The following is a 20,748-nucleotide window of genomic DNA, read 5'->3' as shown; positions in this document are numbered from 1 at the left end:
GTTTATAAGAAATGGGTCGTCTATTAAAACAGAAATGGTTATCAATGAGAATCAATCAAAAACGTTCAGAAATGATTTCCCTGGGAGAAAGTTTAGGGTTATGTGCGGCTGAAACGATCAAATGCAGCCAGCAGCTGGATCAGCTATTGAACGATTATGAAAAGTGTACAAATAATGTTGTGCCTTTCACCCTCCAAGAAACATCAAGTGAATTTGGTCAATACATCAAGAGCCTATTAAAGCGGACAGCTTCGTGACTTCTCAACAAGATTCCCTCACTATACCAGGATGACGAGAGAGACAAAAAAACTCCAATCAATTCCACTACTAACCTGTTCAATCAATCTAATTTGTCGTGATTTCAAAAAGGAATGGCCGATACCGTTTTTGAGGTATCGGGTTTTTCTTTGTCGAATTATCAAACTTTGAAGTTTGACAAGAAAGGAATTAGTTTGTATAATGTTTTGAAACTGAGATATTTATTTTTAAAGGAATGAATGATATGAATAAAACAGAAGACTCAAAACAATCCTTAAAACTTTTCATTGTCCTTTCAAGAGCTTTTAAAGCCTTAAATGAAGAAATAAACAAGAATATCCAAGAGAATGGTTTGAATCCGACCGAATTTGCCGTTCTAGAACTTCTTTACCACAAGGGAGATCAACCTCTGCAACAAATTGGCGGAAAGATTCTATTGGCTTCAGGCAGCATCACATACGTAGTAGATAAATTGGAACAAAAAGGGTACCTTAAGCGAAATGCATGCCCGAAGGATCGTCGTGTAACATATGCCCATATCACGGAAAATGGTACAAAGTTAATCGATGATATCTTTCCGAATCACGAGAATCGTATTAATGAGCTGATGTCCGCATTGTCCCATGACGAGAAGGAAGAAACGATCCAAATGCTGAAAAAATTAGGATTATCAATTAAAGATTTGTCTTATTAAATACGTTCACTCACCCCGTCCAACCAGATGGGGCTTTTCTTTTGAGCTTTTTTCCACTTTATACATTTCACCTCCATTCTAATTTTCGATAAAACAGGAGTTTTCCTGTCAGAAGTCGAATAACTATAATCGGGATGAAATAATAAGGAGGCAACCAGTATGAAGTTTGAAGAATTTACATATGAAAGACCGAAACTTGAAGAAATTAAACCTGTATTCAAGAAGGTGCTTGAACGGTTTAAAGCTGCTTCCAAGGTTGAGGAACAAGTGGAAGCGATGAAAGAAATAAATGATATCCGACTCAACATCGACACTATGCAAAATATTTGTTATATCAGACATTCCATCGATACAAATGATGAATTTTACAAAGAAGAGCAAGAGTATATTGATGATATGATGCCAGAAGTACACGGGTTGGTGACGGAATATTACAAGGAGTTGGTTAACTCTCATTTTCGCGAAGAATTAGAAATTAAGTGGGGAAAGCAACTTTTCTCCCTTGCAGAAAGCGAAATCAAGACATTTTCTCCAGAAATCGTCAAGCTTCTTCAAAAAGAAAATAAACTATCTTCCCAATACACAAAGCTGTTGGCATCTGCTAAGATTCCGTTTGAAGGTGAAGAACGGACTTTGGCTCAAATGGGACCTTTTACTCAATCTGTGGAAAGAGAAACAAGGAAGAAGGCTTCTCAAGCGACTGTTGCCTTCTTTGAAGAAAATCAAGAGGAATTAGATCGTTTATTTGATGAATTAGTTAAACTTCGTCACACAATTGCAACTACGCTAGGGTACAAAAACTTCGTTGAATTAGGATATCATAGAATGACGAGAACAGATTATACACCAGAAATGGTAAAGGTGTTCCGCGATCAGGTTAAGAAGCATATCGTGCCTCTTGCTACCGAGCTAAAAGAAAGGCAAGGAAAACGCATTGGTATCGATTCGATGAAGTTCTATGATGAAGGGTTTAAGTTTACTTCCGGAAATGCAGCCCCGAAAGGAAGTCCACAATGGATCATCGACAACGGTAAAAAGATGTACGAAGAGCTGTCATCTGAAACAAAGGAATTTTTTGATTTCATGATAGAACATGATCTCATGGACCTGGAAGCGAAAAAAGGGAAGGCGGGAGGAGGATACTGTACGTATATTGCGAGTCATGAATCACCGTACATTTTCTCTAATTTTAACGGAACTTCAGGCGATATTGACGTATTGACCCATGAAGCGGGCCATGCGTTCCAGGTGTATTCCAGCAGAGGATTTGATATACCTGAGTATATTTGGCCAACATACGAAGCATGTGAGATCCATTCCATGAGCATGGAATTCTTCACTTGGCCATGGATGGAGTACTTCTTTAAGGAGGATAGTGATAAGTATCAATTCTCTCACCTGAGTGATGCTCTGCAATTCCTTCCATACGGTGTGGCGGTAGATGAGTTCCAGCATTTTGTGTATGAGAATCCAGATGCTACTCCAGCTGAACGAAACAAGGCATGGAGGAGTTTGGAAAAGGACTATCTTCCTCATAAAGATTATGATCACATTTCCTATTTGGAAAATGGAGGTTTCTGGCAACGGCAGTCCCATATTTATAATTCTCCCTTCTATTATATTGATTACACATTGGCTCAAATCTGTGCTTTTCAGTTCTGGAAGAAAATGAACGTGAATCGCGAGGAAGCATGGGGAGATTATGTTGCCCTTTGTAAACTAGGAGGCAGCCTTTCTTTCACTGAACTGGTAGAAGCGGCCCATTTAGATTCACCTTTCACTGAAGGCACTGTTCTGAAGGTAATCGAACCGATAAGACAATGGTTAAATGGAGTAGATGATACATCCTTATAACGCAAACGAGCAGCCTCATTTAGGATGGCTGCTTTTTTGTGGGGTCACATTTACAAACTGGGGTTGAATTCTTGAAGAAATATGTTTTTTTGCTTCTGATTTCCTCTGCTTGTACATAAGGTGAAATAGAAGGTGGCAGAGGTGATTGAATGAAAAAGGTAGCCGGATCGTTTCAAATAGCTGCAGTGTATGTAGGCACAGTCATAGGAGCCGGGTTTGCAACGGGGAGAGAAATTGTAGAGTTTTTCACCCGCTTTGGCTTTGTCGGGTTTATTGCCATTTTATTAAGTGGGTATTTATTTATTACGATGGGTACAAAAATCATGCTGAAATCACATGATATTAAGGCAAGGTCCTTCGAAGAATTTAATGAATACTTATTCGGGAAATGGTTTGCGAAGATCATGAACATAGTCATGATGGTCATGTTGATTGGTGTTTCCGCAGTTATGCTTTCGGGAGCAGGGGCGGTTTTTCAGGAGCAGCTACTTCTACCGAAACAATGGGGTATTTTGTTAACCATCGCATTAGGATTCCTGACAATGATGGTGGGTATAAAAGGTCTATTTGCTGTGAATACGTTTGTTGTTCCTCTCATGATTGTCTTCAATTTGTTCCTGATGATTTATTCTGTGCGTCATGCTGAATTTTTAGATGCATTTTTGATGATTCCACATGCTGAAGATGGATGGAAATCTGTAGTGGCCCCTTTTTCATATGTAGCCTTTAACCTTGCAATGGCACAGGCTGTTCTCGTTCCAGTTGCAGGTGAAGTAAAGGATAGGGACATCATTAAATATGGGGGATATCTGGGTGGTTTTTTCCTAACGCTGATTTTGATTTCTAGCCATATGACACTGGTTACGATTCCAAATGTGACTCATTACCAGATTCCTATGGCTGTGGTCATGAAGTCCTTTGTTTCCGGTTTTTACTTTATTTATATCCTCATTATTTATGGTGAGATCTTCACTTCGGTCATTGGGGGAGTATTTGGACTTGAGAAGCAGTTGACCAATTATTGGAGGGGTTCATCTTTGTTGACCTTTACCGGAATATTCCTTGTCATTTACTCACTAAGCTTTTTTGAATATAGCGAACTTTTATCTTACCTGTATCCTCTCTTCGGATATATGAGCTTGCTGTTTATTATTCTGTTATGGATGAAACCAAATGAAAAAATTTGAAGGATAGAGTAAAAAGGATGTCACTTGCTTATGTTAATAGAGATCAACTAACCAAAAAGGAGTGGCGAGTATGACAAAATCAAAACATGAAAAAGAAAGACAGTGGGATGTAAGGAAAGAGGAGCAGCACCCACATGGGAAAGTTGCTTCGTTCAAAGAGCTTGCAGAAGGAAAAAAAGAAAAACGATAAATGAAAAACGATAAATGAAAAACGGATGCCGCGGGCATCCGTTTTTCATTTGTGTGGGTAGGTTATTCACTACTTTTATGAGAATAAGAGTCTTGGGTTTTGTAGCGGTCGGGAAAGTACTTATTACGCACCTCATCTTTATCCCAGTCTTTCTTCCCACAGGCAGAAGCCAGTTCGTCGAGATGCCTCATAATATATTGCATATCGAGGCTTTGGAGGCTGTTATAGTCGACGCCTTCAAGAATATAGTCTTTAAAAGTCCACACCATATTCCTCGTTTCTTCATGATTATTTTCTCCAATCATACGGAGTGAGCGAAGGATTTCTGTAATGATGGAAATATCTTGTTTTCCGTAATGCCTCAGTTGGTAGAAACTTTTGTATAAATAGTCGACAAAAGTCGGTTGCTCCAATATGATCCGAATGTTGTTTTCTTCATCTGTCAAATAAGAGCCAGGCAGCTTATGTTTAGCTAACTTTGAAAGGATGATCCCGATTTCTTCTATACAATTTTTAGCCGTGTTCGGGTCGTTGATTGCTGGAGAAATGGCTCTTAAGGCGATTTCAACCAGTTTGCGGATCCCGAGCTCAATATCTTCAATTGCTTCTTTGTCCGGTCCTAACACAAGATATTCTAAGTAATTTTCTACACGAATATCACGATTCAATATCCAAACTGTCATGACGGGAGTTCCTTCAAGTAAGTATTCACCCGGTGTTTTCAACATTCTGATGATGGCATTGTCCTTTACAGCTTTCTTACTCATTCTTTCAATTTCTATTTGCTGTAAATACCCAGTTTTCGTACTATACACATAAATGGGATCTGTTTCTTCAAAGAAGGATTCATTAAATGTTGGTGGTTCACTTTTGGATGCATTCTTTCGAAATAAATAGCTATTTTCGATTTTTTTATTCGTCTTAATCGTAATGTTATGGATTAAATTACTTACCTTAACCCAATTGGACACGTGATGAACGAAATATACGAAGACAAATAAACAAATGACCGCCACGATTCCTGCAAAAGCAGACGATATATATAATTTTTGCCCGGATTCATCCTGAAGCAGTACCAATAAAGTAATGCAGTAGACCACTCCTGCGACAAAAATGGCAAGTGCCCGTTGAGTCGGACGGTCATTGATGAAATTCTGTAATGTCCTTGGTGAATATTGGGACAGGAATGTCGTCAGGACGACCATGATGGTTGAAAAGGTGATGGTCGTCATGGTCATAATCGATGAAGCGATTGTGCTCATGATTGTCATGGAGAGATTGAAATTAGAGAACAGAACCTTAGGGAAAAAAGGATAGTTATGCTGGCTTAACCACCAATCGAAATAAAATGTAAGTAGAGATAGCAGTAAAGAAATAAGTGAGTATAAAAACGGTACAAACCAAAAACTTTTTTTGGCTTTATTAAACATATGTATATTCAAATTCATGATGGATCCACCTTTAATACAGTATGCGATAAGAATAACCTAAAAAGTCATTTTGAGTAAACCTTTACGGAGCGGACCTTATTAAAAAAAGCGGGGGAAGTCCACCGCTTTTTTAGAAAGTCATGATTCTTGATTATGCTTCCACAATTTTATAGTTTTTATGATTAACTACCGTTTTTTCTTCTAATTCAAGGTCCCGATAATTGTTCATATAAGTTAAATCTACGATAACTGAGTTTTCATTCACTTTTTCGACAATTCCTTTTAATCCTTCTCTAAATTCAATCAGATCACCAATTTCTGCTTTTTTCATCAGAAGTCGCTCCTCTTTTCCAAAATTCTACAAACAATTACTCATATTTTGACGTAAAGTAATGAAAAGGTAAAGAGTTTTCTAAAAATTTCATTAAAAAAATAGGTCTTGAGCTTTTCCTCCATTTGAAACTACAATAGAATCAATAAGAATGGAGGTTTGGATATGAGTGAAGCAGAAATTCTTGAACAGTTGCACTTATTGCGAACGAGGGAAATTGAGGAAGTCAAGGTGATGAAAGAAGACTTTCTTACCTTTCGCTCAGTCCTGGTGACTCAAGATGACTTTAAACAGTTCCGGGGAATAGCCCAACAAGGTGGGAATATCCTCTTTCATTATTTAGATACTCCTAGGAGTTAGAAAGGGTGGAGGAGAATCCCTCCATTTTTTATGCATTCTGCTTAACGTTAATCGAGTTGATTCGCCCTCTGTATATCCATTATATGAGGGATGTTCATTGTTTAGTATGCAGCTTTGAACAATGGGTGGTAACCATTACCTGCTGAAATTTCTTTCGTTCATTGTTATCTTAATGTGGAACGCTATTTGAGGAGGTAATATTATGATGAAGAAAAGCTTACTAGTAGGGGTTGCAGCACTTTCTCTTATTACATTCTCCACTCAAACATTTGCTGCCGATGGAGTGCACACTGTAACAAAAGGTGAATCTCTGTGGGATATAAGTAAAGAGAATGCTGTATCTATTATACAATTGAAAAAAGAGAACGATTTAAATTCGAATGAAATCTACCCAGGTCAAACCTTGCAGTTACCTGACATTAAGGTAACGGCAGAAGAGCAAGAGCTACTTGCCAAACTGGTACATGCAGAAGCCAAAGGGGAATCTTATGCAGGTAAGGTAGCGGTCGCGATCGTAGTATTAAACAGAGTGGACTCTACCGAATTCCCTGACTCTATTAAAGAGGTAATCTATCAGGTATCAAATGGGCACTATGCTTTTTCACCTGTAAAAAATGGAGAAATTAACAATCGACCTTCAGGGGAAGCGAGAGAAGCTGTGAATGAAGCACTTGCCTTCAGAGGTCAGGGACATGGTTCGCTCTTCTTCTATAATCCTGTCACATCGACAAGTGATTGGATCACGAGCAGGGAAACCTTGCTGACGATTGGAAAACATCGCTTTGCAAAATGATGGTTACTCGTAAAGTAGGCATAATCTTCTTTCGTTCATTGACTTTTTTCTTTTCTCTATGAGGAATTAATAGTAAAATAGAGTAAAGATTAAAGAGGTGATGTTGATGATTGGGACACTTGTCAATCGGATTGAGAGGGTACGATGGAAGATGATCCAGTCGGGTATTCGTTTTGGGCTAGACAGTCCGGCCACCATTCAACTGAGCAAAGAACTTGATGCCTTGATCAATATTCATCAGCGAAATGATCCTAAAAAAATAACACAAAATAAAATCATTCAATAAATAGAAAAAATAGGGTTAACCCCGTTGAAAATCTTTCTAAAGTCAGAAAGGAGATTTCCGGGGTTAACCCTTTTCTATTTAAATAAGGAAGATTGAGTAGTAATGGTAATGGGTAGAATTATAGAAGCAATTGATAATGGCCAAGGGAGATGAAGAGATTGAAAGATAAGATTGTATGCATCACAGGGGGAGCCAATGGAATAGGGAAAACCCTGGTTGAACATTTTGCGAAACAGGGCGCCATTGTAGAATTTATGGATATGGACGGGGAGAAGGGAAGAGAACAATCCCGGCTACTCAACTCAGAAGGATATATAACACGGTTTCATGAAGTGAACGTGGGTGTACCAAAAGAGGTAAAAGACGTTTTCAATAAAATAAAAGAAAATCAAGGTGTGCTGGATGTTCTGATTAATAACGCTGGTGTATCCAGATTCATGTCCTTCTGGGAGATGGAACCCGATGATTGGAATAACATTCTATCCTCAAACTTAAGCAGTGTTTTTTATTGCAGCCGTGAAGCTGCCCAATTAATGAAGGGTCGTGGAGGCTGTATTATAAACATGGCTTCCACAAGGGCTTCTATGTCGGAACCGGACACGGAAGCCTATTCAGCGACGAAAGGGGGAATTGTGAGTCTTACCCATTCACTCGCTATCACCCTAAGCGAAGTGGGGATCCGAGTCAATTCCATCAGTCCCGGATGGATTCAGACTGAAGACTATGACTCATTGAGAGGCATTGACCATCGTCAGCATCCTTCCGGCAGGGTAGGGAAACCGGTAGATATTGCGAGGGCTTGCTTATTCCTTGCGAACCCGGAAAATGATTTTATAACGGGAGAAAATCTCGTTGTTGATGGCGGGATGTCACGGAAGATGATTTATGAGCATTAATGTATGGCGTCGCAGGAGTTCACGGCTCACTGTGCCTATCCCTTTCTTAATGCGACAATATTGATAAATCCTATGCATAGAACAAATAAGACGCTGACGAACATGCTACTATACACTCCCACTCTTTTTTTCTAGAATATGAGATGAATATGGAATGAGTTCAAGAACATTGGTAAGGATTTGTAAATATTTAAAATGGAATAGAGTTGATCACCCATCGACATGGAGGGGTGGTCGTTTTTTTTTGCTTAAAAAGGGATAATTTAACAAAGTGTTATGATAAAATGTGATAAATGGTATTTTTAGAAAATTAAATCAATATTGTTGGATGTAAACGAGGGGGAAAAAAGATGAATCGATTGGATGTAATAAAAAGAGAAATGAATAAAGTGTTAGTGGGGAAGGACAAAGAGATAGACCTCTTAATGATTGCATTACTTCAAGAGGGACATGTTCTATTGGAAAGTGTTCCGGGTACGGGTAAGACATTGCTTGCCAAAACATTCAGCCAGTGTATCGATGGGGCGTTCAAAAGAATCCAGTTCACTCCAGACGTTTTACCGAGTGATGTAACAGGTATACAGTTTTTCAATCCGAAAACGCAAGAATTTGAATTAAGAACAGGACCCGTTGTCACAAATGTCTTACTGGCAGATGAAATTAACAGGGCTACTCCGAGAACGCAGGCAAGCTTACTGGAAGTGATGGAAGAAAAGCAGATCACCATTGACGGAGAAACAGTACCATTGGAGCCCCCATTTATCGTGGTGGCCACTCAGAATCCTATTGAATCTCAGCAGGGGACATTTCCTCTTCCTGCTGCACAGCTGGACCGGTTTTTATTGAAGATTCCGTTTACATATCCTGATTTTGAAGAGGAAAGAGGAATTTTGAACCGTTTTAAATCATCGGAACCACTGAGTACAGTAAAAAAAGTAATGAGTTTGGAAGAGATTCAATCATTATCACGTCGTGTCAAAGAAGTACATATATCCGAGGATATAGAAACATATATTCTTCAAATTACTAGGGGGACACGTGAGCATGAATGGGTGGAAGTAGGTGCAAGTCCACGAGCAAGTTTGGCACTCCTTAAGGCTGCCCAGGCTCAAGCCTTTTTAGAAGGAAGAGATTTTGTGAGGCCACAGGATATTGTAGAGGTCGCTCCTTATGTTCTTCAACATCGTATTCAATTAACAATAGAATCTTCCTTAACCAGGACTCCTGAGGAAGTCATTGAGCAAATAGTGGGAATGGCAATCACTCCTGTTGAAGCGAGGCAAGCTTAGTGAAGTGGAAGCGAGACATAGTCGAAGATCCTTATATATCCTTGACTCTGGTCCTACTTGTCATAATCGGAGCAGCAAGTTTTTATGTGCATTCATATGTGGGATTAGGTATTTTTTTATTGATGATCCTCTATTTCAGGGTGCATCAATGGTATTTGTTGAAAGTTGGAGAAGGCATCAACATTGGAAGAACCATGAAGAGAATAAGGATGCATTGCGATGAGGAGCAAAAGTGGGAATTTCAACTTCAGAACAAAGGCATGTCCATTTGGGGTGCGACTTTAAAAATCACTTTTAAAGATATTGTCATCCCCACAGTGCATCCATACACGTCAGGCGTGGGAGACACCATTGAAGTGTCCATTCCATTTTCCATCCGGAAAAACGATGAAGGAAGCATCTCTATACCTGTTATAGGGAAAAGGAGGGGATTATGCAAGATTACTAATATGCAGTTAGAGATCCCCCACTTATTCGGAAGTGGAAAAGTACTTTTGAATTTACTCGAGAATGTCCCTTCCACCATTATCGTATTCCCTGTTGATTCCCCTGTTAAAATGGCAGAACAACAGATTACATGGAGACAGGGGGATGTCCCTATTCAACATTCATTATTTCATGATGTCTTTCATCAAATAGGGACAAGGGAATATGTTCAAGGAGACCGGTTCCAGGATGTTCATTGGAAGGCAACTGCCCGAACCGGAAGCCTTCAAACAAAGGTCTATGCGCCTGCTACCCAAAAAGAGTGGATGATAGCCATCAATATCTCAGATCGTTATGCCATCACAAACCAGCTGGAAGAAATTATTAAGTATGCCTCATTTATGATGAAGCTTGCAGTAGAACATAACATCACTTTCTCCCTTGTCCTAAATGTGAGGTCCCAAGGCCGGACCCCTTATTATTATCTTCCGCCGGGAATAGGAAGGGCTCACAGGCAAAGAGGGATGGAACTGCTTTCTACCTTATCGACGGATGAGTTTACGATTCCTTTCCATATTGTTCTCAAGCATTTACACCTTCGACAATTAGTGCCTTCTGTTTTAATCATTGCAGGTGTAATGGGAACAAGGGAAGAAGCTTTATTGACAAATATAGAGAAACAGAAAATACAAATCTATAAGTTGAAATTAGAATTAAAACAAGGAGTCGTCACATTATGGAATCGTTCGCAGAAAGTTCCTTCTTGACCAAACAGAAACAAATGCTCCTGGTGAAATTGGGGCTGCTAGTCGGAATAGATGTTTTATTCGCCCTGCTAATGATCACTTTCCTTTTTTCTAAAGAAGTACTATTAAGCAACTACGTCCCGGCTCTTTGTATGGTATTTGTCATATTATTTACATTTCTCATATTTAGCATTATAAAACAATCCATATATAAACTATTGTTAGTGACTCTCGCCATTTCTTTTTGCTTATGTATCTACTTCTTCTCTACCGCATGGTGGGTGATTTTATCAGTATTGGTATTTTTACATTGGAGAATCAGCACTTATACCCAAAGTAAAGATACATCAATTGAAGTGAGCAGCGGGACTATTCTAATATTTTTATTTATTGGTTCTGTTTCATTATTGACAGGATCAATAAGAGACATGGGGAATACCTATATCATCTATGGCCTGTTATTTATTTTATTTTCTATCATCATTACTTTCACCCCTATTCAAAGAATGCTCAGTGATGTGAAAAACAGCTCAAAAAAAATGATCTTGAAGCCCATGGGATTTTGGTTCTTAGTCACATTGGCAGGGGGGCTACTGGCAGTATTCAGCTCGTTGGCAAGTAAAGGGATATATTGGGGAGCTGAAAAGATATTCTGGGTATTTTCTTTCATGGTGGATCCAATTTATAATCTCTTATTAAAAATAAAAAACCTGATCACGAACTCGAATGGTCCCCAAAAGGGAGGAGGGAATGATGTTCAAAAACAGGATTTTCATGAAGGTCAGGCTTATGAATTTAGCCAAGGGTTATCATTTTCCTGGGTGAATGAGGTTCTATTAGGGTTATTAGTTATATTAGTTATCATTTATTTGGTGAAGAAACGAAAATCTTCTCTTCAAATAACAAATGATAAAGTGAATTCTCCTATCATGATGACTCAAAAGATCACAACCCCTGTTGAAGATGCCAAAATAGAAAGAATTTCTTATTCAAAAGCAAGGGACGTAATCCGGCTATCGATGGAGAAATTTGAGGAGGAAGCTTATAGAAGTGAAGCAGGGAGACACCTAAATGAAAATGTTCAATTGTGGTTCAACAGAATCGGACTCAGTGAATCTGAACAATTTTTCTCTCTTTATGAACGCGTTAGATACGGTCAATTTGTTCCGAGTGAGGAAGAAGTCGATTACTTCACAAGGCAATTAGAAGTCCTTATGGCGGAATTGAACGATCGGAAAGACGATTAGAAGAAACAAATGCTTGCAGTCGTCTCTTTCTGTAAGCATTAGCTTCTTTAATTTTTGTTCGGTATGATAAATGTGAGTAGGAAGTATCTATATTATATGAATTAAGAGATGTTTTACATATTAAGGATATGGACATATCTGAGCAAAGGAAGAACTGCCTGGTAGGAGAAAGGTAGTTAGAAAAGCCAGTAATCCTCGATTCTTTCAGGATGACCGTAGAAATAATTCTTGCTGTTTTAACAGTTATCACGTTTATATTTCTAAGATATAAGCAGTTGTTTACTAAAAATGCCCAACTTAATATTTGAATTCCTTCACGTTCTAATCTAGTTTTCACGGCATATGCTAGAGAAAGAATGATAGAAAAGTGGAGGGGTTCATATGAAATATGAAACAGAGCAAGCCCTGCGAGTAAAGAGTCTGGCCAAAGATGTCATGGAAGAGTTAATGAAAGATGATGGTAAGCAGAGTGTACAGGAATTAAAACAGCTGTCAGAATTATTTTCCCGATGTATATGTGATTTAGTTAATGTGTATACGAACACCTCAGAAGATCATGAAATGACCTTAAAAGGAACGGTTATTAAAGCTAAGATAGGCTATAACCTCATGAAACCTAAAACAGAAGCGATAGAAAAAAAGTAGAATGGCATTCGAAAAACTGACTCATACTAAAGACTCCATCACCACTATGATGTCTCTTTAGTATGAGTCAGTTTTTTAACGTCGTTGACAACAACCACTGCCTATCCTGACAAGCATTTTACATAAATAGGTTTATAAGGGTGGGAAATTTATGAAATACTAAAAAAATCAAGCTTTACAATTGTGTATATCTCCATTGCATGCTATTCTTTTTTATTGAATAGCTTTATAGGAAGAATGGATTATTCAATAGAAATAGTTGACGTTTTCTTCATAATCCATTACTTTTATGAAGCAACCAAAAACAAGATAATTGAAGGAGTCGATTTACATGGCACAAAAAACATTTACAGTTACAGCTGAAACAGGAATTCACGCTCGTCCGGCAACTTTACTAGTTCAAACGGCTAGCAAATTCGACAGCGATGTACATCTAGAATACAAAGAAAAGAAAGTAAACTTAAAATCAATCATGGGTGTTATGTCTTTAGGTGTTGGTAAAGGTGCAGAAATCACAATCCTTACTGAAGGTAGTGACGAAGAGGAAGCATTAAACAGCTTACAAGAAACGTTAAACAAGGAAGGTTTAGCTGAGTAATGTCTAGTCTTTTAAAAGGAATTGCAGCATCAAATGGTATTGCCATAGCGAAAGCGTATCGTTTAGTTGAACCTGACTTGAGCTTTGAGAAGAAAAGCGTAGACAATGCTGAAGGGGAAGTTTCACGCTTCCAGGAAGCCATTTCAACGTCTAAGACAGAACTTGAAGCGATTCGCGATAAAGCCAGAGTAGATTTAGGGGAAGATAAAGCTCAAATCTTTGAAGCACATCTCCTTGTCTTAAGCGATCCAGAACTACTGACACCAATTGAAGATAAAGTGAAATCAGAAAAAGTAAACGCTGAATTCGCCCTTAAAGAAACAGCGGATATGTTCGTGTCCATGTTTGAATCCATGGATAACGAATACATGAAAGAACGTGCGGCAGATATTCGTGACGTGACAAAACGTATTCTTGCACACCTGTTAGGCGTGCAAATTTCGAACCCAAGCATGGTAACAGAAGAGGTCATTGTAATTGCAGAGGATTTAACGCCTTCTGACACTGCACAATTAAACCGTGAATTCGTTAAAGGATTTACAACGGATATCGGTGGGAGAACATCTCATTCGGCCATTATGGCCCGCTCAATGGAGATCCCGGCTGTAGTGGGAACGAAATCCATTACTTCAACTGTTGAAAACGGGGATATGATCATTGTTGACGGATTAAATGGAGAAGTACATATTAATCCGACTCCAGAAGTCATTGAAGAGTACAAGAAAGAGCATGCCCGTTATGAGGAGCAAAAAGCTGAATGGGCTAAGCTTGTAAACGAGCCAACGGTATCCAAGGACGGGGAGCATGTTGAACTCGCTGCCAACATTGGAACACCTAAAGATCTGGAAGGGGTTAAAAATCACGGCGGAGAAGGTGTAGGTCTGTATCGTACAGAATTCCTATACATGGGTCGTGACGAGTTACCTTCAGAAGACGAACAATATGAAGCTTATAAAGCTGTATTAGAAGGTATGGAAGGGAAACCGGTAGTGGTCCGTACCCTTGACATTGGTGGAGATAAGGAGCTTCCTTACTTACATCTGCCTAAAGAAATGAACCCATTCCTTGGTTATCGTGCGATCCGTCTTTGTTTAGATGAGCAGGAAATATTCCGTACTCAGCTTAGAGCATTATTGAAGGCAAGTCCATTTGGAAACCTGAAGATTATGTTCCCGATGATTTCTAACCTTCAAGAGTTCAGAGAAGCGAAAGCCATTCTTGAAGAAGAGAAAAATGCTCTTCTTGAAAATGGAACAAACGTAGCCGATCACATTGAAGTGGGAATCATGGTGGAAATCCCTTCAACTGCTGTCATGGCTGACGTATTTGCTAAAGAAGTGGATTTCTTCTCAATCGGCACGAATGATTTAATACAGTATACAATGGCTGCCGACCGCATGAATGAGCGCGTTTCCTACCTATACCAACCGTATAACCCTGCCATTTTACGTCTAGTGAAAATGGTGATTGATGCGGCTCATAAAGAAGGAAAATGGGCAGGAATGTGCGGCGAAATGGCAGGAGATGAAATTGCTGTACCGATCCTTCTTGGATTAGGCTTGGATGAGTTCTCTATGAGTGCCACATCCATCTTACGGGCACGTTCTCAAATCCGTCAGTTGAACCGCGCTGAAATGAAAGAACTGGCAGAACAAGCACTGCAATTAGACACGAATGATGCTGTCATTTCTGCAGTAAAAAAAGCGACATCAATGGAGTAAAAATAGGTTTATAAAGAGGGAATGGGGGTATTATATATTTGGAGAATAAGGCACACCCTTTGGGCCTTTTCATTCTCATTTCCCCCTTTCTAGTGGATTGAAGGAATTGTCTGTTCCTTCAATCCCTTTTTTTATTTAAGGGATCGATCTCCATTTTTACGGTTTTCTGGTTTCAAATACAAGACAGAACCACATATCTCAGAATTCACTTGTTTATTATACTTTATGAAAGCGCTTTTTTAAAGTATTTTACTAAAATAACTTTTTTTCTTAAGGTTGTTTACAATTTTGAAGATTAAACCGAAAGGAATGAATGAGAATTAGAGTTTCAGAAGAAATGGAATGATTGAATAGAAGCAAAAAAGCAAAAAAGTTTTGAAGAGTGGTTTATCGCTGTGAAATACGGGTATTCTATTACTAAGCATGAAATTGGAGATTAATTTCTCACTAACACCCCCTTTTCCTTTTTTTGAACCGACTCAGTTATCTGTGTTGGTTCATTTTTTTTGTCTGCATTTTCGGCAGTGCAGCAACAAATAAAGTCCAAAATGATAAAGTGAAAATTGATAAAGTACATAAAAACAACGGTAAATACGAAGGGTAAGATGAAAGGGACGGACCTTGTTAGAGGTCCGTCCCTTTTCATTAGGCTTGGATGAATGCCTGAAGGCGGTTGAGGCCTTCTGTCAGTTGATCCATCGAGCAGGCATATGATAGCCGGAAGTATCCTTCTCCGAGCTCAGAAAAGGCATCTCCAGGTACAACAGCCACCTTTTTTTCCTGAGCGAGGGCCAATGAAAAATCAAATGAACTTAACAATAGTTCATCTGGTATTTTAATGAAAAAGTAAAAAGCACCATCAGGTTTTACGATGTTTTCAAATCCCATGTCAATCAGTCGATCGTAAACGTAGTTCCTTCGCTGTCTATATTCTGCCTTCATTTCTTCAGCATCATTTTTTCCGACTGTCAGAGCTTCATAAGCTGCCTTTTGAGAGATGGAAGATGCACATGAAACATTGTACTGATGCACCTTTAGAAGATGCTGGGAAATCGATTCGGGGGCAAACACTAGACCTATCCGCCATCCGGTCATGCTATGTGATTTCGATAAGCCATTAACGACAATCGTTTGGTCTCTTAGGAATTCTGCAATCGAATAATGGGAATCATCAAAGGTAAGTTCACTATAGATTTCATCAGCCAGGACAAATATATCTCTTGTTCTCAATACCTCGGCAATCTCTTTTAATTCTTCCCTCGATAAGCTTACCCCTGTTGGGTTGGAAGGGTAAGGGAGTATAATGCATTTAGTTGAGGGCGTCAAGTTTTTCTCAATAAGGGAGGCATCTAATTTAAAGCTGTTTTGAGTGATATCGATATGTACAGGATTCGCCCCACATAATCGAATGATAGGTTCATATCCCGGGTAAACTGGCCCTGGAAGAAGGCACTCATCGCCTTCACTTAATATCGTACGAAGGATCACGTCTATTCCCTGAGATGCACCATTTGTCACGATGACTTCCGTTTCAGGGTTATAATGGACATGATATTTTTCTTTGATGAATCTAGCTGCCGCTTCACGTAACTCGAGAAACCCTGCATTATGGGTATACGATGTGAAATTATCATCGATGGCTTTTTTGGCAGCATCCTTAATATGCTGAGGCGTGGGGAAATCAGGCTGACCGATTGTAAGGGAAATCATGTCATCAATGCCTGAGACCATGTTGAAAAAACGGCGTATTCCTGAAATTTGAATGTCTCTCACTGAGGGGTTAATATGCTGTTCCAATCTGTACACCTACTTTGATAATTTGATTCATATTTTAACACTATTATTACCTTTAACGAAGCAATATTGTTTGAAAGTGTATGAAAGAGGGAAAAGTTAAAGAATAAAAAAATCAGTTAGGGAGAGCCATATGATTCGAACGAGCATTGTCATGGAAAGTGGGGAAGTCAAGCATAATGTTCCCCTATCCAAAATTAAAGAGAAGGATGTTAAATGGTACTGGGTGGACTTTTCGGAGCCCAGTAGCAAAGATATCCGGTTACTTAAGCTGTATTTCAGGTTCCATCCTCTTGCGGTAGAGGATTGTCTGGATGATTTTAGTCAGCGTCCAAAGCTCGATTTTTATGATCAGTACATTTTCGTCCTTCTACATGGAATCAATCCAATAAAACTTGATGCCCATGAGGTCAACATGTTTGTGAACGGAAGCTTCATCGTTACCTTCCATAAACAGCCTGTAAAAGAAGTAGATAAGCTTTGGGAAAAGATGGGGCAAGAGGGAGAGCAGCTGAGTCCGTTTAAGGTAATGCATGGAATCGTTGACCGATTAGTGGATGAGTATTTCCCGCTTATATACAAGATTGAAGATCGCCTTAATACAACAGAAGACAACACAAATGAAGAAGCGGATAGCGATTTGATGGATGAATTATTCGATATTCGCCATGATATGTCCAAGTTAAGGAGGACACTTGTTCCGATGAGAGACTTATTGTACCGGATAAGTAACTCAGGCAGATTAAATGCATTGAAAGAAGAGCAACTATACTTTAATGACGTATACGACCATTTAATCAAGCTTGTGGAGATGCTTGAGTCCTATCGGGAGTTCTCTTCTGATATCCGGGATAATTATTTATCCATCAATTCGGATAAAATGAATAATATCATGATGACCCTCACAGTTATTACGACGATTTTCATGCCTCTTACGTTCATAGCAGGTTTATACGGTATGAACTTTGTCTATATGCCGGAACTTGATGAGAGAAGCGGTTACTTTATCGTCCTAGGTATAATGGGGCTGATCGCTTTGATCATGTTCGGTTTCTTTATGAAAATCGGATGGTTACGATTCGGTACAAAAAAGCGGAGAAAGAAAAGAAGGCTTCTTCGTTTGAAATAAGCATGAAGTAAAGCGGGACTCCTAAGGAATCCCGCTCTTATCTTATTAATTGTTCTTGAGCCAGCCTTGCTCAATGCCGGTTTCAACCCATTCTATTATTTGAGAATAAATGAGAGGAGAGATATCCTTAATCCAAGAATTTCTTGTTAATACTTGATGGGCATTAATCTGATGTTTGATCCAGGATTTCCCTTCAGTCGATACATTTAAGACGAGTGGCTGAATGTGATCGATGATCATTGCATAGATGGCCTCATTGGATTGACCTTTTTCAAATTCCTGCCATAAAGAACGATATTCATCCCTTTTGGATGCTGGGAGCAGGCCAAAGATGCGATCTGCTGCAAGCTCTTCTCGTTCGTTCTTGTCCTCATACCCCAATACATCAAATGCATAGGTATCACCGGCGTCGATTTCGACGATATCATGTATAAGGAGCATTCGTATGGAAGTGAAAAGGTCAGTTTCTTTTTTTCTTTCATACACATCAAATAAGGTCATCGCCATCACGCATACATGCCAGGAATGCTCACCGCTATTTTCCCTCCTGCTTTGGTCACTTATGTACGTCCTTCTTTCAATGGTTTTTAGTTTGTCCACTTCTTTTATAAACGTCATCATTTCAGCTAACATGCCATACCCTCCATAGACTTGTTTTATCTATTTATTATGATGAGAAGATGAGGGTTTTGCAAATACTTGGCAGGTTCAATTTTTGTGTAGCCATTCTCAAGACATCATTCTAATTCATAGACCATTTCAAATGAAATTGGTGCAAGTGGTAGATTTTTTTTGTGAAAAACGTTATATTAGTTGAAGACAATCGAAGAAGAATTGGGGTAAAAGACTATCCCCGAGAGGTTCTAGCACAACCCTCTATAAAAAACTAAGGAAAACGGCATCCTTAGGTGTCGTTATTTTTTGTTAATGGCGGTTTATTGCCAATGTTATAGAGTATGAGAGAATCTTTTTCTTCTTTTCAGGTGATAAAGCCTGTAGATAAGAAAGGAGCACCATTTATGAACACAGAGAAAGCGTTAGTCGTATTTAGCGGAGGTCAAGATAGTACAACGTGTTTATTTTGGGCAAAGCAACAATTTAAAGAAGTAGAAGCCGTTACATTTAACTATGGTCAGAGACATGTTGCAGAGTTGGACTGCGCAAAAGAGATTGCGATAGATCTGAATGTAGCTCACCATGTATTAGATATGAGTCTATTAAATCAACTTGCACCAAGTGCGTTAACAAGAGCTGATGAAGAAATCACTCATGGTGATGGAGAGCTGCCATCCACTTTTGTTCCTGGAAGAAATCTTTTATTTTTGTCATTTGCAGGCATACTGGCGAAACAAATAGGAGCCAAGCATATTGTAACCGGAGTATGTGAAACGGACTTTAGCGGTTATCCTGATTGCAGGGATATATTTGTTAAATCGTTGAATGTAACTCTTAACCTATCCATGGATGACCAATTTGTGATCCATACTCCACTTATGTGGATAAATAAAGCACAAACGTGGGAAATGGCCGATCGCTTAGGTGCTTTCACGTATATTCAGGATAATACCCTCACATGTTATAACGGCATCAAAGGCAGAGGTTGTGGAGCCTGCCCTGCCTGCCTGCTTAGACAAAAAGGGTTGGAAGAGTATGTGAAGGATAAAAAGGGAGGAGAGGGAATATGATTCAGCAAATATACCCTGCTCCCGACCACCCTTATGAGTTTGAATTAAATAAAGATATGCATTTTGCAGCAGCCCATTATATTCCCCATCCAGATGCAGGAAGCTGTCAAGAGGTTCATGGACATACGTATTTTGCCAATATTACAATAGGCGGAGATCAATTAGATGAATCTGGCTTCCTTATTAATTTTCAACATATAAAAAAACTCATCCATAAACGATTTGATCATAAGGTGATCAATCAGGATGATAGGTTTTCTGCTGAGAGTGGTACACAATTTCCTACAACTGAAGTGGTAGCAAAAGTGATGTGGGAAATTATCCAAGCGCATCTGGATACACTACCCCATCGCCCCCGATGTCTTCAGGTGTTTCTAAGAGAGACTCCGAGCAGTTATGTCATTTATAGACCAAAGGGGAAGAAGTCATGAAGAAAATACCCGTACTAGAAGTGTTTGGACCTACTATCCAAGGTGAAGGGATGGTCATCGGACAAAAAACGATGTTTGTAAGGACGGCAGGGTGTGATTATAGTTGTGCATGGTGCGATTCAGCCTTTACATGGGATGGGTCTGCCAAAGAAGATATCCTCATGTTGACAGCTGATGAAGTGTGGAACAAATTGCAGGAAGTCGGAGGAAACAGGTTTTCTCATGTTACGATCTCAGGTGGAAATCCTGCTCTATTAGCTAACCTAAATGAGCTTATTGACATATTTAAAGAAAACGGTATTGATACGGCCCTTGAAACTCAAGGAAGTCGGTGGCAGGATTGGTTCTATGACATTGATGATCTGACCATTTCTCCTAAACCACCTAGTTCGGGGATGAATACCGATTTAGAAAAGCTTGATATTATCGTATTTCGTTTACAGGAGAATAAAAGACAATTTAGTTTAAAAGTTGTTGTCTTTGATGATAAGGATTTGGAATATGCAATAGACATTCATGGACGTTATCCTTTCGTTCCATTTTATATTCAAACAGGTAATCCTTCAGTTTCAGAGGGGGATACCGAGAAGCTGGTTTCGGATCTTTTAATCGATTATGAAACCCTTATAGAAAAAGTATGTGAAAGAGAAGAGTTAAATAATGTTCGGGTACTCCCTCAATTACATACCCTAGTATGGGGGAATAAGCGAGGGGTATAGGGAAAAAGCGATTGAAAGTAAACCTTTCAATCGCTTTTT

23 protein-coding genes and 1 riboswitch are annotated in these 20,748 nt (G+C 39.1%); of the genes, 19 read left to right on the top strand and 4 right to left on the bottom strand.

Annotation, left to right across the window (positions count from 1 at the left end):
* Nucleotides 1-11: 11 nt before the first annotated feature.
* The 5 genes from FGG79_RS07770 to FGG79_RS22090 all read left to right on the top strand — a co-directional run bounded on the left by FGG79_RS07770 (nucleotide 12) and on the right by FGG79_RS22090 (nucleotide 4,183).
* Nucleotides 12-257, top strand: coding sequence for an aspartyl-phosphate phosphatase Spo0E family protein (locus FGG79_RS07770; RefSeq protein WP_240794215.1), 246 nt, complete (start codon nucleotides 12-14; stop codon nucleotides 255-257).
* Between the two features lie 236 nt (nucleotides 258-493).
* Nucleotides 494-952, top strand: coding sequence for a MarR family winged helix-turn-helix transcriptional regulator (locus FGG79_RS07765; protein ID WP_481747256.1), 459 nt, complete (start codon nucleotides 494-496; stop codon nucleotides 950-952).
* A 159-nt stretch (nucleotides 953-1,111) separates the two neighbouring features.
* Nucleotides 1,112-2,806: a M3 family oligoendopeptidase gene (locus FGG79_RS07760; protein WP_138777136.1), complete on the top strand. Its 1,695-nt coding sequence runs from the start codon at nucleotides 1,112-1,114 to the stop codon at nucleotides 2,804-2,806.
* Between the two features lie 149 nt (nucleotides 2,807-2,955).
* The gene (locus FGG79_RS07755) at nucleotides 2,956-3,993 is read left to right on the top strand and encodes a YkvI family membrane protein (protein WP_138777135.1); all 1,038 of its coding nucleotides are present in this window, start codon (nucleotides 2,956-2,958) and stop codon (nucleotides 3,991-3,993) included.
* 70 nt (nucleotides 3,994-4,063) lie between these two features.
* Entirely contained in the window at nucleotides 4,064-4,183 is a 120-nt protein-coding gene (locus tag FGG79_RS22090) for a DUF6254 family protein (protein WP_240794214.1), read from the top strand.
* Between the two features lie 62 nt (nucleotides 4,184-4,245).
* Here FGG79_RS22090 and FGG79_RS07750 read toward each other — a convergent pair whose 3' ends face one another.
* Both FGG79_RS07750 and FGG79_RS07745 read right to left on the bottom strand, forming a co-directional pair.
* A complete protein-coding gene (locus tag FGG79_RS07750; RefSeq protein ID WP_138777134.1) occupies nucleotides 4,246-5,631 on the bottom strand; it encodes a DUF2254 domain-containing protein in 1,386 nt (461 codons plus the stop codon).
* A 133-nt stretch (nucleotides 5,632-5,764) separates the two neighbouring features.
* Complete coding sequence (locus tag FGG79_RS07745) at nucleotides 5,765-5,944, bottom strand: YkvS family protein (protein ID WP_138777133.1); 180 nt, start codon at nucleotides 5,942-5,944, stop codon at nucleotides 5,765-5,767.
* Nucleotides 5,945-6,109: 165 nt separating this feature from the next.
* Here FGG79_RS07745 and FGG79_RS07740 point away from each other — a divergent pair, with 165 nt between their 5' ends.
* The 10 genes from FGG79_RS07740 (at nucleotide 6,110) to ptsP (ending at nucleotide 14,951) form a co-directional block, all read left to right on the top strand.
* The gene (locus FGG79_RS07740; protein ID WP_138777132.1) at nucleotides 6,110-6,304 is read left to right on the top strand and encodes a hypothetical protein; all 195 of its coding nucleotides are present in this window, start codon (nucleotides 6,110-6,112) and stop codon (nucleotides 6,302-6,304) included.
* Nucleotides 6,305-6,506: 202 nt separating this feature from the next.
* Nucleotides 6,507-7,097, top strand: a complete 591-nt coding sequence (locus FGG79_RS07735) for a cell wall hydrolase (RefSeq protein ID WP_346764026.1) — start codon at nucleotides 6,507-6,509, stop codon at nucleotides 7,095-7,097.
* A gap of 106 nt (nucleotides 7,098-7,203) precedes the next feature.
* Nucleotides 7,204-7,383, top strand: coding sequence for an aspartyl-phosphate phosphatase Spo0E family protein (locus FGG79_RS07730; protein WP_138777131.1), 180 nt, complete (start codon nucleotides 7,204-7,206; stop codon nucleotides 7,381-7,383).
* Between the two features lie 149 nt (nucleotides 7,384-7,532).
* Nucleotides 7,533-8,279, top strand: a complete 747-nt coding sequence (locus tag FGG79_RS07725; RefSeq protein ID WP_138777130.1) for an SDR family NAD(P)-dependent oxidoreductase — start codon at nucleotides 7,533-7,535, stop codon at nucleotides 8,277-8,279.
* Between the two features lie 350 nt (nucleotides 8,280-8,629).
* Nucleotides 8,630-9,568, top strand: a complete 939-nt coding sequence (locus FGG79_RS07720) for an AAA family ATPase (RefSeq protein WP_138777129.1) — start codon at nucleotides 8,630-8,632, stop codon at nucleotides 9,566-9,568.
* Entirely contained in the window at nucleotides 9,568-10,761 is a 1,194-nt protein-coding gene (locus FGG79_RS07715) for a DUF58 domain-containing protein (protein ID WP_138777128.1), read from the top strand. Before FGG79_RS07720 ends, FGG79_RS07715 begins: the two co-directional genes overlap by 1 nt.
* Complete coding sequence (locus tag FGG79_RS07710) at nucleotides 10,731-11,987, top strand: hypothetical protein (RefSeq protein ID WP_138777127.1); 1,257 nt, start codon at nucleotides 10,731-10,733, stop codon at nucleotides 11,985-11,987. Before FGG79_RS07715 ends, FGG79_RS07710 begins: the two co-directional genes overlap by 31 nt.
* A gap of 381 nt (nucleotides 11,988-12,368) precedes the next feature.
* Nucleotides 12,369-12,632: a hypothetical protein gene (locus tag FGG79_RS07705; protein WP_138777126.1), complete on the top strand. Its 264-nt coding sequence runs from the start codon at nucleotides 12,369-12,371 to the stop codon at nucleotides 12,630-12,632.
* A gap of 331 nt (nucleotides 12,633-12,963) precedes the next feature.
* On the top strand, nucleotides 12,964-13,230 hold the full coding sequence (locus FGG79_RS07700; protein ID WP_138777125.1) for a phosphocarrier protein HPr: 267 nt from the start codon (nucleotides 12,964-12,966) through the stop codon (nucleotides 13,228-13,230).
* Nucleotides 13,230-14,951 (top strand): phosphoenolpyruvate--protein phosphotransferase, encoded by a 1,722-nt coding sequence (ptsP, locus tag FGG79_RS07695; protein WP_138777124.1) that lies wholly within the window; start codon nucleotides 13,230-13,232, stop codon nucleotides 14,949-14,951. Before FGG79_RS07700 ends, ptsP begins: the two co-directional genes overlap by 1 nt.
* 645 nt (nucleotides 14,952-15,596) lie before the next feature.
* Here the strand turns inward: ptsP and FGG79_RS07690 are convergent.
* Nucleotides 15,597-16,748 (bottom strand): aminotransferase A, encoded by a 1,152-nt coding sequence (locus FGG79_RS07690; protein ID WP_138777123.1) that lies wholly within the window; start codon nucleotides 16,746-16,748, stop codon nucleotides 15,597-15,599.
* Between the two features lie 130 nt (nucleotides 16,749-16,878).
* Between FGG79_RS07690 and corA the strand changes: the two genes are divergently transcribed.
* Entirely contained in the window at nucleotides 16,879-17,874 is a 996-nt protein-coding gene (gene corA / locus FGG79_RS07685) for a magnesium/cobalt transporter CorA (protein WP_138777122.1), read from the top strand.
* Between the two features lie 45 nt (nucleotides 17,875-17,919).
* On the opposite strand, the gene FGG79_RS07680 is transcribed toward corA, so the two are convergent.
* Nucleotides 17,920-18,507: an HD domain-containing protein gene (locus tag FGG79_RS07680; RefSeq protein WP_138777121.1), complete on the bottom strand. Its 588-nt coding sequence runs from the start codon at nucleotides 18,505-18,507 to the stop codon at nucleotides 17,920-17,922.
* A 218-nt stretch (nucleotides 18,508-18,725) separates the two neighbouring features.
* Nucleotides 18,726-18,770: riboswitch (PreQ1 riboswitch) on the top strand.
* Between the two features lie 123 nt (nucleotides 18,771-18,893).
* Here FGG79_RS07680 and queC point away from each other — a divergent pair.
* The 3 genes from queC to queE are packed head-to-tail and all read left to right on the top strand — an operon-like array spanning nucleotide 18,894 to nucleotide 20,709.
* A complete protein-coding gene (gene queC, locus FGG79_RS07675) occupies nucleotides 18,894-19,559 on the top strand; it encodes a 7-cyano-7-deazaguanine synthase QueC (RefSeq protein WP_138777120.1) in 666 nt (221 codons plus the stop codon).
* Nucleotides 19,556-19,990 carry a 6-carboxytetrahydropterin synthase gene (locus tag FGG79_RS07670; RefSeq protein WP_138777119.1) on the top strand — a complete coding sequence of 145 codons (435 nt, stop codon included), beginning with the start codon at nucleotides 19,556-19,558 and terminating at the stop codon, nucleotides 19,988-19,990. The genes queC and FGG79_RS07670 overlap by 4 nt, the downstream gene beginning before the upstream one ends.
* Nucleotides 19,987-20,709 carry a 7-carboxy-7-deazaguanine synthase QueE gene (gene queE, locus FGG79_RS07665; protein ID WP_138777118.1) on the top strand — a complete coding sequence of 241 codons (723 nt, stop codon included), beginning with the start codon at nucleotides 19,987-19,989 and terminating at the stop codon, nucleotides 20,707-20,709. Before FGG79_RS07670 ends, queE begins: the two co-directional genes overlap by 4 nt.
* Nucleotides 20,710-20,748: the final 39 nt, after the last annotated feature.

Origin of the sequence: Bacillus sp. BHET2 (genome assembly GCF_005938125.1) — a bacterium.
Lineage (GTDB): Bacteria > Bacillota > Bacilli > Bacillales > Bacillaceae_B > Rossellomorea.
This window is presented reverse-complemented; position numbering and strand designations above follow the sequence as displayed.